General features: G+C 67.1%; 19 protein-coding genes. 14 read left to right on the top strand and 5 right to left on the bottom strand.

Going from position 1 to position 16,803, the window contains the following annotated elements:
• The first annotated feature begins 1 nt into the window (after position 1).
• Positions 2-442, top strand: a complete 441-nt coding sequence (locus ACFYTS_RS18865) for a DUF6194 family protein (protein WP_387305815.1) — start codon at positions 2-4, stop codon at positions 440-442.
• A 69-nt stretch (positions 443-511) separates the two neighbouring features.
• Positions 512-1,981 (top strand): potassium transporter, encoded by a 1,470-nt coding sequence (locus ACFYTS_RS18870; RefSeq protein WP_387305818.1) that lies wholly within the window; start codon positions 512-514, stop codon positions 1,979-1,981.
• A 246-nt stretch (positions 1,982-2,227) separates the two neighbouring features.
• Here ACFYTS_RS18870 and ACFYTS_RS18875 read toward each other — a convergent pair whose 3' ends face one another.
• A complete protein-coding gene (locus tag ACFYTS_RS18875; RefSeq protein ID WP_387305822.1) occupies positions 2,228-2,911 on the bottom strand; it encodes a TetR/AcrR family transcriptional regulator in 684 nt (227 codons plus the stop codon).
• Positions 2,912-3,019: 108 nt separating this feature from the next.
• On the opposite strand from ACFYTS_RS18875, the gene ACFYTS_RS18880 reads away from it, so the two are divergent.
• The 3 genes from ACFYTS_RS18880 (at position 3,020) to ACFYTS_RS18890 (ending at position 6,052) form a co-directional block, all read left to right on the top strand.
• A complete protein-coding gene (locus ACFYTS_RS18880; RefSeq protein WP_387305825.1) occupies positions 3,020-4,042 on the top strand; it encodes a hypothetical protein in 1,023 nt (340 codons plus the stop codon).
• 68 nt (positions 4,043-4,110) lie between these two features.
• A complete protein-coding gene (locus ACFYTS_RS18885; RefSeq protein WP_357276623.1) occupies positions 4,111-4,635 on the top strand; it encodes an HAD domain-containing protein in 525 nt (174 codons plus the stop codon).
• A gap of 139 nt (positions 4,636-4,774) precedes the next feature.
• Positions 4,775-6,052, top strand: a complete 1,278-nt coding sequence (locus ACFYTS_RS18890; RefSeq protein WP_387305828.1) for a VWA domain-containing protein — start codon at positions 4,775-4,777, stop codon at positions 6,050-6,052.
• Between the two features lie 18 nt (positions 6,053-6,070).
• Here ACFYTS_RS18890 and ACFYTS_RS18895 read toward each other — a convergent pair whose 3' ends face one another.
• Entirely contained in the window at positions 6,071-6,457 is a 387-nt protein-coding gene (locus tag ACFYTS_RS18895; protein WP_387305831.1) for a hypothetical protein, read from the bottom strand.
• Between the two features lie 623 nt (positions 6,458-7,080).
• Here ACFYTS_RS18895 and ACFYTS_RS18900 point away from each other — a divergent pair.
• The 3 genes from ACFYTS_RS18900 to ACFYTS_RS18910 all read left to right on the top strand — a co-directional run bounded on the left by ACFYTS_RS18900 (position 7,081) and on the right by ACFYTS_RS18910 (position 9,628).
• A complete protein-coding gene (locus ACFYTS_RS18900) occupies positions 7,081-7,908 on the top strand; it encodes a hypothetical protein (protein ID WP_387305834.1) in 828 nt (275 codons plus the stop codon).
• 332 nt (positions 7,909-8,240) lie between these two features.
• Positions 8,241-8,726, top strand: a complete 486-nt coding sequence (locus ACFYTS_RS18905) for a hypothetical protein (protein WP_387305837.1) — start codon at positions 8,241-8,243, stop codon at positions 8,724-8,726.
• A 116-nt stretch (positions 8,727-8,842) separates the two neighbouring features.
• Complete coding sequence (locus ACFYTS_RS18910) at positions 8,843-9,628, top strand: SAM-dependent methyltransferase (RefSeq protein ID WP_387305840.1); 786 nt, start codon at positions 8,843-8,845, stop codon at positions 9,626-9,628.
• A gap of 89 nt (positions 9,629-9,717) precedes the next feature.
• Here ACFYTS_RS18910 and ACFYTS_RS18915 read toward each other — a convergent pair whose 3' ends face one another.
• Together ACFYTS_RS18915 and ACFYTS_RS18920 are read right to left on the bottom strand one after the other, a co-directional pair.
• The gene (locus ACFYTS_RS18915) at positions 9,718-10,326 is read right to left on the bottom strand and encodes a GNAT family N-acetyltransferase (protein ID WP_387305843.1); all 609 of its coding nucleotides are present in this window, start codon (positions 10,324-10,326) and stop codon (positions 9,718-9,720) included.
• Between the two features lie 4 nt (positions 10,327-10,330).
• Positions 10,331-11,287 carry an MBL fold metallo-hydrolase gene (locus ACFYTS_RS18920; protein ID WP_387305846.1) on the bottom strand — a complete coding sequence of 319 codons (957 nt, stop codon included), beginning with the start codon at positions 11,285-11,287 and terminating at the stop codon, positions 10,331-10,333.
• A 47-nt stretch (positions 11,288-11,334) separates the two neighbouring features.
• On the opposite strand from ACFYTS_RS18920, the gene ACFYTS_RS18925 reads away from it, so the two are divergent.
• On the top strand, positions 11,335-11,757 hold the full coding sequence (locus ACFYTS_RS18925; protein ID WP_387305849.1) for a MerR family transcriptional regulator: 423 nt from the start codon (positions 11,335-11,337) through the stop codon (positions 11,755-11,757).
• Here the strand turns inward: ACFYTS_RS18925 and ACFYTS_RS18930 are convergent.
• Positions 11,754-13,070, bottom strand: coding sequence for a cytochrome P450 (locus ACFYTS_RS18930; protein ID WP_387305851.1), 1,317 nt, complete (start codon positions 13,068-13,070; stop codon positions 11,754-11,756). The two genes, ACFYTS_RS18925 and ACFYTS_RS18930, sit on opposite strands and share 4 nt — an antisense overlap.
• Positions 13,071-13,207: 137 nt before the next feature.
• On the opposite strand from ACFYTS_RS18930, the gene ACFYTS_RS18935 reads away from it, so the two are divergent.
• The 5 genes from ACFYTS_RS18935 (at position 13,208) to ACFYTS_RS18955 (ending at position 16,712) form a co-directional block, all read left to right on the top strand.
• The gene (locus tag ACFYTS_RS18935; RefSeq protein ID WP_387305853.1) at positions 13,208-14,344 is read left to right on the top strand and encodes an epoxide hydrolase family protein; all 1,137 of its coding nucleotides are present in this window, start codon (positions 13,208-13,210) and stop codon (positions 14,342-14,344) included.
• A 61-nt stretch (positions 14,345-14,405) separates the two neighbouring features.
• The gene (locus ACFYTS_RS18940) at positions 14,406-15,068 is read left to right on the top strand and encodes a 1,4-alpha-glucan branching protein (RefSeq protein WP_387305856.1); all 663 of its coding nucleotides are present in this window, start codon (positions 14,406-14,408) and stop codon (positions 15,066-15,068) included.
• Positions 15,069-15,144: 76 nt separating this feature from the next.
• A complete protein-coding gene (locus ACFYTS_RS18945) occupies positions 15,145-15,711 on the top strand; it encodes a DUF308 domain-containing protein (protein WP_357276595.1) in 567 nt (188 codons plus the stop codon).
• Positions 15,712-15,771: 60 nt separating this feature from the next.
• Positions 15,772-16,416, top strand: a complete 645-nt coding sequence (gene narJ / locus ACFYTS_RS18950; protein WP_387305860.1) for a nitrate reductase molybdenum cofactor assembly chaperone — start codon at positions 15,772-15,774, stop codon at positions 16,414-16,416.
• Positions 16,413-16,712, top strand: a complete 300-nt coding sequence (locus ACFYTS_RS18955) for a respiratory nitrate reductase subunit gamma (protein ID WP_387305863.1) — start codon at positions 16,413-16,415, stop codon at positions 16,710-16,712. The genes narJ and ACFYTS_RS18955 overlap by 4 nt, the downstream gene beginning before the upstream one ends.
• The last annotated feature ends 91 nt before the right edge of the window (positions 16,713-16,803 follow it).

The following is a 16,803-nucleotide window of genomic DNA, read 5'->3' on the forward strand; positions in this document are numbered from 1 at the left end:
CATGGATATCGAGGAGATCACCCGGTACATCGAGTCCCTGGACGGCGTCCTGACTCTCGCGCCGGGCCCGGACAGCGCCTTCCCCGAGATCGCCTGGGGCGACAGGTTCTTCTACTACGCCCCCGACGGCCAGGTCCCCGCCCGAACCCAGCCGTTCGCCACGATCATCACCAAGGACTACCCCGACGACGCGACCTCGCAGTTGAACCGCCCGGGGATCTTCCGCCTCAATATCAGCGTCGGGCGGGACGCCTTCATCGCCCGGTTGGGGCATACGCCGCGTGAAAGCGCCGACCACCCACGCGACCCCGCCGAAGTCGACTCCCTGTTCCCCCATCCGGTCTATGCCGGCGCCGCCTGGCTGTCGGTCATCAACCCGGACACCACGGCTGCGGTGGCCAAGGATTTGCTTGCCCTCGCCCACGACCGCGCGCGGACGTGACGGACGGTCGACTATTCGTTGACATGCGCGGCCTGCGGTGGTCTCATCAGAGGTAACTGGGGGTTTTCGATGAGTACATCCGAGATGAATCCAGGGCGTGGCGAGACCTGCGATGTATGCATCGTCGGGGCGGGGATCGTCGGGCTGAACGCCCTCTACGTCGCGAGTCGCTACCTGAGTTCCGATCAGAAAGTCATTCTCGTGGACCGGCATCCACGAGCCGGCGGGATGTGGGTCGACGCCTATCCCTACGTACGGTTGCATCAGCCTCATCCGCTGTTCACCGCGGGCGACATCAAATGGACGATCGGCAAGGAACGCTCCTACCTCGCGACGAAAAGCGAGATACTGGAGCATTTCCAGCACTGCATGCGGGTGATCGGACAACGCGTCCGGGTCGAGGAGTACTTCGGCTTCGACTATCGGTCGCACGAGGAGACCAGCGGCGGCGTGCGGATCACCTGCGCCGGTCCCGACGGCACGCCATTCGTGATCACCGCGACCAAACTGATCAAAGCGTTCGGCACCAATGTGGTGCCGCTGGAACCACTTCAGGTGTCGAGCAACCGGATGCGGTCGGTATCGCCCAACTACTGCGACGTGCGGGCCGATGACATGGCCGCCAGCGATGCGCCGGTGTGGATCATCGGCGGCGGCAAGACCGCCATGGACACCGCGGCGGCACTGATCACCGCCTCCCCCGGACGGGAGGTCAACCTGGTCGCCGGGCCGGGAACCGTCTTCATCAATCGCGACCGGATCCTGCCGCGCGGGGCGCGCCGCTGGTGGGGCGGCGGCATGCCGAACCGGTTGTTCATCGACATCGCACGCCATTTCGACGGAACCAACGAGCCCGAGGTCCAGGATTGGCTGTTGCGCACCGCCGGGCTGGCGGTGACCCCGCACCCGAACAACTTCTTCGCTGGCCTGTTGTCGGAGTCGGAGCAGCGGACCATTCGCGAGGGTCTGAACACGGTGGTCATGGATCACCTCGAGGACGCCGTCGACCGCAACGGTTCGGTTGAATTGCGGTTCCGCAGCGGCAATTCCACCGAGACCACCGCCGGCAGCTGGCTCGTGAACTGCACCGGCTATCTACTGCACACGAGCACCCCCTATGAGCCGTACGTCTCGCCCAGCGGGTCGGTGCTGTCGATCCAGACCCGTTCGGCGACATTCGGATTCCTGTCGTTCGCCGGCTACTTCCTCACCCACCTGATGTTCCGCGACAAGCTCCGAGAGCTGCCGCTGTACGCCGTCGACGGCGACGACCTGCGAACGAAGACCGCCACCGCCGCCGCCGTCACCTACGGCGCCCTGACCCTGCACCTCTATAATCTGAGCCTCATCTACGACGCGCTCGGACCATCGGTGTTCCTCCGCTGCGGACTCGACTTCGACCGCTGGTATCCCATGCACCGCCGCCTCGGCGACACCGCACACTTCGTCCGCACCCACCACCACGACCAGGACCACAACCGCCGAACCCTCGACACTCTCCGCGACCGATTCGACGCCCGCTGCGGCCCGATCGTCTGAACCGGCCCAGCCGATCCTGTTGCGCGGGCATTCAACGCCTGTCGATCGAGAGAATCGAGTTGTCCACCGCGCGGTGTGCGCGTCCACCGGGCCGAGCCCGACATCACGCTCTACGACCACGCCACCGCTCTTGCCCGCCAAAATTCGGGAGTCCCGCTGCCCAATGAGGGCATGCCATACCCGAACACCGACGAATATGCCGTCAGTGACGAATCATCCACCAGGGCAAAAGCTCTCACAACCCAGCTAGGAGCGAGCGTGATCGGGACCGTGACTGGGCGGAGTGCGCGCCGCGGAACCTGCCCTGGCGTCCGCGGCGTCGAGCGCGGGCACCAGCGGGGCGAGCGCGGCGCGCAGCAGATCGGACAGCGATCCGGACACCACGACGAACCCTGCGATGGCGGTGTCGGAGGCGGGCTGTAGCCATTGTTCGAGCGCGACTCGGATGGCGGCGGCCACCCCGGCGGCGAGTACCGGGGCGGTGAATTCGTCGATGGCGCCCAGGCGTTCGGTGATCGCGGCGGCGAGAGGTTTCGAGATCGCGCCCGTGGTTGCGAGGAACACGTCGCGGAGCGCCGGATGCGTGGTGATCAATAGCAATGCATCGCGGCGGGTTTCAACCGGGTCGGTGTACGCCGCCAGAACCGCGTCGATGATCGCGTCGGCGAGACCCACCCCGGGGGCTCGAGCGGTGACGGCCGCGGCGACCTGGGCGTCCCGATCGCCGGTGACGGCCGCGATGATCGCCTGGTCGCGGCTGGAGAAGTAGTTGTTGTAGGTGCGCGGCGAGACGCCGGCCGCCTCGGCGATGTCCTCGACGCGCACATTGTCCGGCCCCTGTTCGAGGGCCAGTCGGAGTGCGGCTTCCCGGAGGGCCTCGCGGGTGGCCTGTTTCTTGCGCTCGCGCAATCCTGCCGGTCGCGGTGTCACGCCCCGATCCTGCCACACAAAGGTGCGTGCACGAAATATTGCGTGCACGCATGTTTTGCGGTTAGCCTGGCGTCGACGGAACCTCCGGACCGACAGAAGGGATCGCACATGCGAGCCAAGGGAATGACCTATGACACCGGGTTCATCGCGAACGGCCACACGTCACGGCAGGACTTCGACCCCGAGGTTGTCCGCCGGGAGTTGGCGATCATCCGAGACGACCTGCACTGCACGGCCGTTCAGATTGTCGGAGGCGATGCCGACCGGCTCGAAGTGGCCGCGCGGCATGCTGCGGAACTGGGCCTCGAGGTGTGGTTCTCCCCATACCCGCTGGAACGGACGGCCGCGGAGATCCTGGCCCTGTTCGCGGATTGTGCGCGCCGGGCCGAGCGGCTGCGGGCGACCGGAGCCGAGGTCGTATTCGTCACCGGAGTCGAACTGAGCCTGATGAATCGGGAGTTCCTGCCCGGCGACACCGTCTGGGAGAGGCTCGAATTCCTGCTCGGCAACCCCGAGACCCGCAATGAGCGCCTGGCCGAGGTGATCGGTCGTCTCGACAGGTTCCTGGGGGAGGCCGTGGCGGTGGTGCGTGAGCACTTCGGAGGCAAGCTCACTTATTGCGCCATCCCGTTCGAACGGATCGACTGGAGCCCCTTCGACATCATGTCGATCGAGCTCATTCGCTCCGCCGAGGTGGCCGACCGATTCCGGGCCGGGGTGCGCGACCTGGTCGCCCAGGGAAAGCCGCTGGCGATCACCGGTTTCGGCACCGCCACGTGGCAAGGCGCGGCCGATATCGCGCCGCGCAGCAACGAAATCGTCGAATACGACGCCACCGGCGCCCCGATCCGATTGACGGGCAGCTTCATCCGGGACGAGACCGAACAAGCCGCCTACCTCTCCGAACTGCTCGAGATCTTCGACAGCGAAGCCGTCGACAGCGCCTTCGTATTCCTCTTCGCCCTGCACAGCCACCCGCACCGCCCCGACGGCGATCCCCGCGACGACTTGGACCTGGCCAGCCTCGGCATCGTCAAAGTCCTGGAGCACACCCACGGCCGCACCTACCCGGACATGCCATGGGAACCGAAGGAGGCCTTCGCCGCCGTCGCCCGGTCCTACAGCGCCTGAAAGCTGGAACCGGTTGCCGATTCTCATCCGATCACGCACCGACGACGCTCCGGGTATAGCGTGCGACGATGACGGATACGCCGCGTCGTCCTCTTCTCTTCCTCGACGTCGATGGACCGCTGATCCCATTCGGCGGCGCTCCTGGACACGGATCCGAATCATCGCCCGGTTCCACGCCTCAGGCCGGGTCCAATCCGCTTCTGGCGCGGCTCGATCCCGAACACGGGCCGCTGCTGGCGGCCCTCTCCTGTGATCTGATCTGGGCAACGACCTGGATGGATGAGGCCAACCATGCGGTAGGTCCGGTACTGGGTCTGCCGACGCTGCCGGTGGTGGATTGGGCGGAGCGGCCGGACGATCGCGTCGACGATTGGTTCGGGCTCCACTGGAAGACCCGAACATTGATCGAATGGGCAGCGGGACGATCGTTCATCTGGATCGACGACGAGATCGGCGACGGCGACCGGCAATGGGTGGCAGCGCATCACGATGGTCGAGCCCTTCTGCATCGCGTCGACCCTCGGATCGGACTGCGGCGCAGTGATTTCGCCGCCCTCGCCGAGTGGATCGATGCCTCCGGGGCAGGTCATTGAGTCGCGCGTGTGCCGGTCAGCGGTGGGATCTGCGCCGCGAAGGTCAACCGATACTGCTATTTCTCGGTGAGGAGCGCATCTGTATGCGTCAGTGGTTACGGTGAACGGGAACCGTCTACCTGGATCGAGAGCCGACCTGATGACCGAGTCTCCACTGATGCTGGCCAAGGGGCAGAACGCCGAATTAGCTACTGCCGCGGTGGTGATCGCCGTGAGCATCTCGGCCCCGGTGGACATTTCGGCCTTGCTGGTCACCGCGGCGGGGAAGGTCCGCTCGGACGCCGACTTCGTGTTCTACAACCAGCCTGATGCGCCCGGTGTCCACCTGTCGGCGGGAACCCTGCGGGTGGATCTGAGTCGAGTACCGCCCGAGATCGCGCAGATCCGGGCGGTGGTCACGCTCGACGATCAGCACGCGTCCTTCGGCGCCTATCCGCCGCCCACGGCAACCCTCGTGGATGCGGGCGGAAAGCCGTTGTACGCCTACCGGATCGACGGCCTCGGCAGGGAATCCGTGATCGTAGCGATCGAACTGTACCGTCGCGGTTCGGGCTGGAAGGTGCGTGCTGTCGGGCAGGGCTATGCGGGCGGCTTCGCGGATCTGATCACCGATCACGGCGTGGTCGTCGATCAACCGGCGATCGACTCCGCCGCGCCGGCGCCTGCGTCCGCACCCGAGCCGGTCGAGTCGGTGCGGTCGATGCCGGGTGAGGCGAAGTTGTCGCTCGAGAAGCGGCAGGTGCTGGATCTGCGCAAACGTGAAGTGGCCAAGGTATTGCTGACCAAGGGCGCACAAGGCGTGCGGGCGAGGGTGATCCTGGTGATCGACAAGACCGGGAGCATGGCCGGACTCTATAAGCGCAAGGTCGTGCACCAGGTGGTGGAGCGGATGATCCCGGTCGCCATTCAGCTCGATGACAACGGTGCGCTCGAGCCGTTCCTCTACGGCCAGAAGTACGCGAAGCTGCCCGATATCACCGTCGAGGACGCCGAGCGATGGTGCGCGACCTTCCTGCACCTGAACGGCGTGCACGCGGGTATCGACTACCGGCACATCGGCGCGGTCAATGACGAGATCCCGATCATGCAGGCGATTCTCGGGTCGCTGCAGAACACCGGCCAGCCGACGCTGGTGCTGTTCTTCACCGACGGCGGGTTCAGCAAACGCCGCGAGATCACGCAACTCATGCGAGCCGCGTCGCGGGCGCCCGCCTTCTGGCAGTTCATCGGGCTGGGGCCCAACAACTTCGGGATGCTGACAAAACTCGACGATCTCGATGGCCGGGTGGTCGACAACGCGGGCTTCTTCGCCGTGCGCGACATCGATCAGCTCTCCGACGCCGAGCTGTACCGCTTGCTGCTCAGCGAGTTCCCCTCCTGGTTGCGGGCCGCACGCCAGGCCGGCGTGCTGCGCTGATCGATACCGTTTCGGCTGTTATCCGGCAGGGCACGAGCCGAGCCACCAGACATCGTGTGTAGTCCAGGATTGGCTGTGCCCGGACACACGCAAGCAGACGTTGTCGTCAAAGCTGACCATCAAGCTCCCGTCGTCATCGACGGTGACGTCGTGAACGGTCCGGTTGAGCACTTCGGCCAGCCGTAGCAGCCTGAGCTTCTCGTCGTCCTCGTCCGCTGGAACCAGGACAGCGGGGCCCGATATCACGGTGAAACCGCTGTCGATGTAGAGGCGGACTTCCAGCGGAAATGCTCCGTCACGATGATCGGCGAATGTCACGTACGGCCAGGCTTGCCGAATGCCGATTTCAACGGCGAAGCGTTCGCGCAGGAGGGCGGGGGCATCGTCGTGGTTGAGGTGGAGCATCCAGGTCCTATCCATCGATGCGATGTGGTCGGTACGACGAGAATCTACGGTCCGTCGGTCGCGGCTACGCAGCAGCGTGGACGGCTGCGACACCAGCGGATCGCGGAATTGGTACAGGCGTACATGCGAGCACAGTTTTTCGAGGGATACGTTGGGGTTTCGTAACGTTTGCTGCGACCAAACGTAAACGTATTGTTCGCGACGTCAATTGGGGAAGTGCGGAATCCTGACCTCCGATAAGGTTCACTTATCGGAGGTCAGGCTCGGATCGATTGGATTGAGGCAGTTCGGGTTTCGTTTCGTGTTGTTCCGTTGGAAATGACGAAACCAACGCTACGATTTGCGGCGTGGCGAGTACTTGCAACTACCCGGGGTGTACGAAACCGATCACGCGCGGCGGAGGGCCGGGGCGGCCGTCGGAATACTGTGAGCACCCCGAGCACACGCGGTGGCGGGCTTGGCGGGAACGGCAGCGGCAGCATACGGGGGTGGGGGAAGGGTCGGTCGCCAATGTCACTGTGACGCAACAGGGGCCGGTAACCGTGGCTCGGCTACGGGCGGATGAGCTGCTCGGACAGTTTCGGGCGATCGCCGAACAGCTGGGTACGACGTTGAATACGGCGGTGGCGGAGCTTTCCACCCTGGCCGACCCGGCGGTGGCGGAGGCGCAGGTCCAGGCCGTGCAGGCGGATGCGGCGCGGCGGATTGCCGAGGCGGAGATGGCGACCGTGGCGGCCGAGCAGGCGCGGCGGGAGAGCGAAGAGGCCAGGGCTGCGGCGGAATCGGCGGCCGAGGATGCGGCACTCGCCGCGGAGGAAGCCGAGGGGCGGATCGCGGAGGCGCTGGCGGCGCGGGATGACGCGTTGCGGGAAGTCGCGCGGGTGACCAAGCAGGCTGCCGATGATGTGTTCGCGGCGCGGGCCGAGGCGGAGGCCGAGATCCGCACCATCCGTCGGGAATCCAGCGAGGATGTCGAGCGGGCCCGGCAGCAGGCGAGCGAGGACATCGAGCTGGCGCGGACCAAGGCGGCGGCCGAGATCGAGCAGGTGCGGCGGGATTCGGCGCAGCGGATCACCGCGGCGGGCGCGGAGCGGGATCTGGCCGTGCAGCGCGCCGCCGATGCCGAGCGCACCATCGAACGCGCAGAAGCCGCGGTGGCGGAACGCAGTCAGGTGGTCGCCGAAACGCGGTCGGTGCTGGAACAGACGCGCACCGATCTCGACCGCACCAGGACCGAACTCGCCGATGTCCGCCGACAAGCCGCCGCCGATATCGGCACTGTCCGCACCGAAGCCAAAGCGGCACTGGAGCAGGCGCATCAGGAGTCCGCGGCCCGCATCGCGGCGCTCGACGACGCGCGGGCCCAGACCCTGGCGCGGGCCGCCCGCGCCGAGCAACAACTCGACGCCCTCCTCGCAACCCGAAACGAACAGCCCGAGCCCTCCAAGTAACCCCCTTACACCATGCAGCCCCGTTGCGGGGGACAGAGAAATTGAGGGCACCCGCTCCGATGGTGGACCGGAGATTCGCCTCCTAAGGTCGGAGCGGGGGCCTCCGCCCCCGAGTTGTCTTGTCGCGCAGCGGATGTGTCGGGGCTGGGACTGCGGTGAATTCGGGAGGAAGAATGTCCGCGATTGCGGATCGGTGTGGCCGGGTGCGTGCGGGGAAGGGTGCCGGCGCGGCGGCGGTGTTGATGTTGGCGGCCGTGTTGACGCTGGCGGCAGGGTGTTCCTCGGACGATTCGAAAACCTCGTCGGCGACGACGACCAAACCGTCCACCAGTGTGACGGCCACCAGTGTGGTACCGACGAGTTCCGGTGCGCCGGTGGCGAGTCCGGGTGGCGGGAACCCGGGCGGAGGCAATCCGGGCGGTGGTAACCCGGTAGCGAACTCGCCGCAGCAGCCGCAGGACGTGGCACCCGGTGACGCGCCCCCGCCCGCGCCCGCACCGGCGCCCGGCGGCGTCGACCACTACGTGAAGTGCACCGACAAGATCAACTATGCCGGGGACCCGCGCAGCAACGCCGAAATCAACCTGCTCGGTGAGCAACACGGTGGCGACTGCCCGGTTCCGATTACCACCACCGCAACCGCGACGACAACTCCACCGGCGACGACCTCCACCGATCCGGCACCCACCGTCACGTCAACCACGGTTGCTCCGACCACCACGGCAGCGGAGACGACTTCTCCGCAAACCAGCACGGCCGCAGCGACTCCCACCGCCGACCCGGCGACCACACCGGCCGCCGCGACCGTCCAGAAATAGCTCGGGCCCACCCTTGTGACACCTGGTGCCGTTTGCGAATATGACGCAAGATTTCCTGGTGGATAGCGGTATCGTCGGTGGGGGAAAGAGGGGTGTGACACTTGAACATCAACGCCATGCGAGCACGGCAGTCCCGGCCGAGCGTGGCACGCGTATACAGCTACGTCCTCGGCGGGCGCGACAATTACGGTGTCGACAAGGATCTCGGTGACTACTTCATCGAGGACCTACCCGGGTCGGAAAAGTTGGCCATCACCAATCGCGACGCAGTGCTGCGCGCCGCGAAGGCCATGGCGGACGCGGGAATCCGGCAGATCATCGATATGGGCTGCGGACTCCCGGCGGCCGTGAACGTGCACGAGGTGGTGCGGCAGGTCTACCCGGAGGCCCACATCGTGTACGTCGACGACGACCCGTTCGTGGTGGCCCACGGCCGGGCGCTACTCGCCGTCGACAACGGAATCGCGGTGCTGGAAGCCGATGTTCGCGATCCGGCGGGCATCGAGAACAACGCCGAGGTGCAGCGGCTCATCAACTTCGACGAGCCGGTCGGCCTGCTGTTCGCCATGACGCTGAGTTTCGTCAATGACGAAGAGAATCCGACCTCGGTGGTCCAGTACTGGGCGGATCGGATCGCTTCCGGCAGCCGGATCTACCTCTCGCACTTCCGAACCGGAACCTCGCGCGAGGCGATGGCGACCGCGAGCAAGATCCTGGAAGCCTTCGGCCGCGGACGCTTCCGCACCGACGACGAGATCCGCGCCTGTTTCGGAACGCTCGCGCTCGACGAGGACGATCTGCGCCCATGCGTCCAGTGGCGTGGGGAAGACGCCGAAGGGGACCAGCCCGAATTGACGGTCTGGGAGCAACTGGTGGTCGGTGGCATGGCCCGCAAGCCCTGATCGCCGCACACGACGATGCACCGGTAGCGATCGCTACCGGTGCATCGTGGTTTTCCAGGTCCGCCACCGATGCCCGCCGACCGGCGTCGTCAGCGGGGTGTGCGCCACATCGGCCACAGCGGGGGACCGCCCCGGGTGGCGTCCAAGGTGCCGGTGACCTCGAAGCCGAATCGCTCGTAGTACGGCACGTTGTCGGGTTTGCTGGATTCCAGGTAGGCGGGCAGCCCGTCCGCGTCGCACCGCTCCAGACGCGAATCGAGCAGGGCCCGCCCGAATCCCTGTCCGCGAACGCCGGGCAGGGTTCCGAGGACGGCCAGGTACCAGTGCGGTTCGCGGGGGTGCGCCCGCGCCATCGTCTCCGAGAGTCGGCCGGCGGTCAGCAGCCGGTGCCGGAAGGCGTACAGCAGCCCGGGCAGCTGACGTTTGGTCGCGCTCTCCGGGGCGTGCCAGTGCCCGGGCGGTGCCCAGAGTGCCGCGCCCACGATGGAATCGGCGTCGTTGCACGCCACTTCCACGCCGCCCAGGGGGATGAAGTGGTGGCGGGCCATCGCGGTGAACAATGCGGCGGCGCGGCGAGCGCGGGTGGCGTCGTCGCGGATGAGCCATGCGGTGATCGGATCGTCGGAGAAGGCGATGCCGAGCACTCGCGCCAATTCCGGAATGTCGGATAGCTGAGCCGGACGTACGGTGATCCCCATGGGTTCACGGTAGCGGCTCGGCGACCTCCGCATCGGGCGCTGCCAGCAGGAGGGCAGCCTCGTGATCGTGGGTGGGGATCACCGGAACGAGGCGTTGCGCCAGGTGGAGCCGGTGCAGGGTTTTGAAGGTGGCATCGCGGTCGTGGTCCATGAAGACGCCCGGATACGTGGCCTTCTGGCGGATTCGGTCGATTTGCAGGGTGTGCCACGCGGCGTCGCCGGCGAGGAGTTTCCAGCCGTGCGTCGTATGGGCGAGAACGCCGATGCTGCCGGGGGTGTGTCCGCCGAGGTCGACCAGGACGACGCTGCCGTCTCCGAAGACGTCGTGGCTGCGGGTGAAGGTGAGGATCGGGGGACCGTCGAGGTCGTACTCCTGGTGGGGACGGTCGACGAGGGAGTCGCGGACGCCGCCCACGGGCGCGACGGGACCAGTCATGACCCAGTCCCGCTCGACGCTGTGCAGGTGGACGGGCAGGCCCGGCAGGTCGAGCAGACCGCACACATGGTCCCAGTGGGCGTGCGTGGGCAGCGCGAAGTCCAGTGCGGGCAGGCCCGGTTGGGCTTCCAGGGCCGTGACGGTCGCGATGGTCTCGGCCGGCGGACGCGCGACCGGGCGGATCACGGCGGGCAGTTGCGCGATGGCGCGGTGCTCGGCGTCGATGCAGAAGCCCGGGTCCACGATGAAGGTGGCCTGCGGGTGCTGGATGACGAAGGAGCTCAGCGCGCTGGTGATGCGGCGTGGCGTGGAGACGCCTTCCACGACGACCTGGGTCGGAACCGGGCGGGGGAAGTTGGTCAGAGCCGTCACGGTGACGGTGCGCTCGGCGCGGGGGAGTCCCGCATCGGTGATCGAGCGCAGGAACCGTTCGTCGGCGGGCCGCGGCCGGACCGCGCCGTGGAGGGAACCGATTGCGGCGGTGCAGCATTGCACGAGCGTGGGCTTGCGTACTGGATCGGACATGAAGGAACGCTAATACTTAAGGTCGACATGAAGTAAAGGGGAGAATCGTGACCACAGCGCAGGACATGAGAATCGGTGACGCCGCCGCCGCACTCGGTGTGGAGACGCACGTGCTGCGGCATTGGGAATCGGTGGGCCTGCTGGCACCGCCGCGCAGCCCATCGGGGCATCGCAGCTACAACGAGGACATCCTCGACTACGCCCGCGCGATCCTGACGCTGCAGCGAACCGGCCTGTCGCTGAACCAGATCCGGCAGCTCGGACTCAGCGAGCACACCGATCGCCGGGCCATCATCAACGACCGACGCACCGAAGTGCGCGAGCGCATCGCATTGCTCGAGGCCACGGATCACTTCCTCGAGCATCTGCTCGCCTGCCGTCACGCCATCATCAGCGAATGCGACGAGTGCTCGGCGTACGTGGCACAGGCCCACGTGCGACGCGCGCCCGACTTCCCGGACCGCGGTTAAGGGAGCGGGGAGACCACGACTGGTGCGCCGTGGGCCGGAACGTGCGTGATGTTCCGGATCCGCACGGGCTCGGCGGTCTTGCCCTGCGGCAGCGAAAGCCGGTAGCGGGTGAGAATCTCCCGCAGCACCGCCGTTCCCTCCATCAGTGAGAACCCGGCACCGATGCACCGCCGCACCCCGCCGCCGAACGGCAACCAGGTGTTGGGCGCGACCGACCCGTCGAGGAATCGTTCGGGCCGGAACGCGAAGGCGTCCGGGAAGGCTTCGGCGCGTTCGTGCGCCAGGATGATCGAGGTTGCGATGACCGTGCCCCGAGGCAGGTCGTATCCGCCGATGGTCAGGTCGCGGGTGAGCTTGCGGCCGGTGCCCGCGATGACCGTGTGCAGGCGCATCGACTCCTTCAGCACCGCTTCGAGGTACTTCTCGTCCCCGTCGTGGGCCGCGCGGCGGGCCTGGGTCTGGATCTCTGGATTGGCGGCCAGCTCGTGGCAGGTCCAGGACAGCGCGGACGCGGTCGTCTCGTGCCCGGCCAGCAGCAGGGTGATCAGCTGGTCGCGCAGTTCGGCGTCGGTCAGGGGCGCGTCGTCGGGGTTCTCGCCGGATCCGGCGGCCAGCAGCCGCGACAGCACATCGTCGCGAGCGTCCAGGTTCGGCTGCGCTCGACGCTCCGCGATCTCGTGGTAGAGCAGCTCGTCGATGGCGGATTGGGTGGCGCGGAACCGTTTCCACATGCCGCGCCGCGCCAGGAACGGGTACTTCCAGCCGAACATGATGATCGGACTGACGTTCACGACCTCGCGCAATCGTGGCACCAGGGCGGCCCGGCGGGCTTCGTCGGCCATCCCGAACACGACCTGCATGATGACATCGAGTGTCAGATCGTTCATGCGGTCCAGGGTGTGCACGGTCGTGCCGGGAACCCACCGGTCGACATGGGTTTTCGCGATATCGTCGACCAGCGCCCGGTAGCCGCGCAGCGAGGAGCCGACGAAGGCGGGCATGAGCAGTCGCCGCGCGCGGGCGTGCTCGTCCTCGTCGGTGATCAGCAGCGAGTGCTCGCCCAGGATCTCGGCCAGCAGCCGATTGCCCTCTCCGGCATGCAGGTCCGCGGGGTCGCCGGCGAAGATCTCGCGGATGTGCTCGGGTCGAGTGAACACGACCAGGTTCTCGGCGTACGGCGCGGCCAGATGCAGGGTGAAGGTGTCCCCGTGCCGGCGGGCGGCCGACCGGACCAGCGGTCCGCGCCATTTGGTGTAGATGGCGGTCTGCACGATGGGCGGCAGGGCCGGTCCGGGTGGAAAGGTGGTGGTCACGTAGCCGGTTCCCTCCAGTCGCGCCGCCTCGCCGCGGCTGAAACGCTTGCGTACCAGCCTAGAACGCGGGCCGCCGCAGCGGAATCGGCGAACGGATTAGGACCGCCCCTGACCTAGTTGCTTCCTACCGTGGAGACATGACGGTCTTCGAGCCCTTCCGAATCGACATTCCGGACTCCGACATCGACGATCTGCGGACTCGCCTGGCCCGCACCCGCTGGCCCGCCGACCTGCCCGAGGTGGGCTGGTCCTACGGCATTCCGACCGTGTACGTGCGCGAGCTGTGCGAGTACTGGAGCAGCGGCTACGACTGGCGCGTCCACGAGGCCGAACGCAACCGCCATCCCCAGTTCGTCACCGAAATCGACGATCAGCGAGTGCATTTCACGCACGTCCGCTCGCCCGAGCCGGACGCCCTGCCGCTGGTGCTGGTGCACGGCTGGCCGTTCGAGGACTTCACCGACATGATCGGACCGCTCACCGATCCGCGCGGGCACGGCGGCGATCCGGCCGATGCCTTCGACGTGGTCATTCCGACGCTGCCGGGGTTCGGTTTCTCCGGACCGACGCGGCACGCGGGGGATGCCGCGACCGAGCGGTCCGCGGAGCGGATCGTGAAGCTCATGGCCGCCTTGGGCTACACCCGCTACGGCACGCACGGCGGGGACGCCGGATCGTTCATCGCTCCCGGCATCGGCCGGCTCGTGCCCGATCGGGTGGCGGGTGTGCACCTCAACGATCCCATCACGATCCCGGCCTGGAACGACGACGGTTCCGGCTACAGCGAGGCCGATCAGCGGAAGCTGGCGCGGCTGAAGGATTGGAGCAGCAGCGAGACCTCCGGGTACGCGGGCATGCATTCGACCCGTCCGCAGACCCTTGCCCCGGCCGTCGCCGACTCCCCGGCGGGCCTGCTCGCCTGGGTGCTCGACGTGGTGAACACCTTCACCGATCCGGCCCGCGAGACCCCGGACGCGGCGATCGACCGCGATCTGTTGCTGACCAACCTCTCGGTGCTGTGGTTCACCAACACCGCGGGTTCGTCCATGCGTCTGTACAAGGAATCCCGGCACTGGGGCGCCGAGCTGCCCAATTCCGGAGTTCCGACCGGAGTGGCGGTCTTCCCAGGTAACGGCACGATTCGCGGCTTGGCCGAGCGGCAGAACACCGTCGCGCACTGGTCGGAGTTCGACCGCGGCGGCCACTTCGCGTCGATGGAGACCCCCGATCTGCTGACCCGGGATCTGCGTGACTTCTTCCGAAAGCTGCGCTGACATTGGCGAATATCGGTCCGCCGCAAGGGGTTCGGCCGCGATCCCGCCGGACTCTGGCAGGATGGGTTCTATGGCCGAGATCCACAAGACGACCATGCAGCCCGCGAAGCTGGAATTGCTGACGGCGTGGCTACCCACCCGGCACTGGCATGTCGGCGCCGGGACGCCCGCCCTGGTCAAGTCGGGCGGATTCCGGCTCGACGACCCCGACGGTGAGGTCGGCATCGAACTCATGGTCGTCACCGACCTCGCGGGTCCGGTGCCGGTCGCGTATCTGGTTCCGATGACCTACCGCGGCGCCCGCGTCGAGGGTCTGGATCACGCGCTGATCGGCACCTCCGAACACGGTGTGCTCGGCATGCGCTGGCTCTACGACGCCGCCCACGACCCGGTGTTCATCGAACAGGCCGCCCTGCTGCTGACCGGCAAAGCCACCCCGCAGGACCAGAACACCAGTGACACCCCGGACCTGACGGTACACGTGGTGCCGGGCGACATCCTCACGCCCGCACCGGGATTCCGGCCCACGGTGATCGACACCGACGCCCACACCGACATCGCCTTCGACTCCGACCGCTCCACCAATGCGGGCGCGGAGCTGATCCGCGTGCACCGGCGCCTCGCCACGGGCCGGTCGCTGGGCCGTGACCGGAGCCATCTGGACGCGCCGTGGTCGGCCCCCGACGGCACCACGCCGCGCGGGATTTTCCTCAGCGCTCCCTGACTTCGGATGGGTCCGACGCGCCGAGCGCACATGCAAACGTCCAGTTACCTGGATGAATCGGTCATATCATGAATAGGTGCCCGCCAACCGGATAGAGGGGCGAAGCGAGGTCTTCGCCGATTGGGCTTGGCAGTCGCTGGTCGTCACCGGCGGCTGCTCTGTGGTGCTGGGGGTGGTCCTGGCGGTCTGGCCGGACAAATCGTGGCAGGTGGCGGGAATCCTCTTCGGGCTGGTGCTGCTGGCGACGGCGGCCTTCCAATTGGTGATGGCGTTCGGCGCCCGGATCCACACGGCCCTCAAATGGCTCGAGGTGTTCAGCGCGGTCGTCTCCCTCGTGCTGGCGCTGTGGACCCTCGACGGTGGCGAGTGGGTTGCCTTGCTGTCCTTGTGGATCGGGATCGGCTGGGTGCTGCGGGGAATCGTGCAGGCGATCGTCGGAGTGTGGTCCGAGGAGTACGCGGGCGCGGGCGGACTGGAGCTGATCGGGCTGGCGACCGTGGCCGCGGGGGTGGGCGTCGCGGTCGCGCCGTTCACGACGCTGCCGCCGCTCTCGATCACCGTGGGGCTGCTGACGGTCGCGCTCGGCGTCTCGGAGATCGCGATCGGCCTGCGGGTGCAGCCGGTGACCGTCGGAACTGTCTGACAAATCCTCCGCGTGACCTTCGTATGGGGTCATGCCCCAGCAGGAGGGAAGGCATCGCACATGAGACGTAAGTCCGGGGACGCCGAGCGGGCCGCCGCCTGGCAGGTGCAGTCGCTGCTGCTCGGGTATCCCGATGAGGCGCTGCTGGATTCGCTGCCCATGCTGGCGCGCGCGGTCTCGGCGCTCCCCGAAGCAGTCCGTGCGCCGTTGCAGCGGGTCCTGTCCTATCTGGAGACCTCGCAACCGCTCGCCGTGGCGACCGCTTACGTCGACACCTTCGACCACCGCAGACGGTTCAGCCCCTACCTGACCTGGTTCCGCTACGGCGACACCCGCAATCGCGGGATGGTGCTGCTGCGGTTCAAGCAGGTCTACCAGGCGGCCGGACTGATACTAGGTGACGACGAGCTGTCCGATCACCTGGCGGTCGTGCTCGAATTCGCTTCGGCGCATCCGGTTCCCGGGGAGCAGCTGCTGGTCGAGCATCGCGCCGGCATCGAGGTCATGCGGATGGCATTGCGGGAGTCCGCATCACCGTGGACCGGAGTCCTGGACTCGGTCTCGGCGACCCTGCCGGTCCTGCAGGGTTCCGAGCGTGAGGCCGTCGCCAAGCTCATCGCCGCCGGGCCCCCGGGCGAGGACGTCGGTCTGGAGCCGTTCGCACCGCCCACCTACATGCCGGAATTCATCGGAGGCCGAGGTTGACGCTCACCGCCAAGGATTACCTGTTGTGGGTCGCCGTCCCGTACGCGGCGCTGGGGATGTGCATCGTCGGGCTGATCATCCTGATCTACCGACGTCGCACCGTGGGCCCGGTCTTCTCGGCCACCACCCGCAACGACAAGGTCATGTACGTGCTGCTGGGCCTGACCCTGGCGCTGGGCCTCGGCGCGACAATGTACGGCTACCTGACCCGCCCCTACATCGTCTACCGCAGCCGCGATGTCCAAACCCCGGGTGAGTCGAAGCCCAAGCGCGGCTGGGAGCCGGTCGGGCACTAGGCCGTGTTTTGAAAGTCGGGTCACCGTAGCCATTGGTTGATGGCGGCGATGTGGATCGTGGCCAGGTAGCGGACGGCGAGTTTGTCGAATC

Source organism: Nocardia sp. NPDC004151 (genome assembly GCF_042874235.1).
Lineage (GTDB): Bacteria > Actinomycetota > Actinomycetes > Mycobacteriales > Mycobacteriaceae > Nocardia.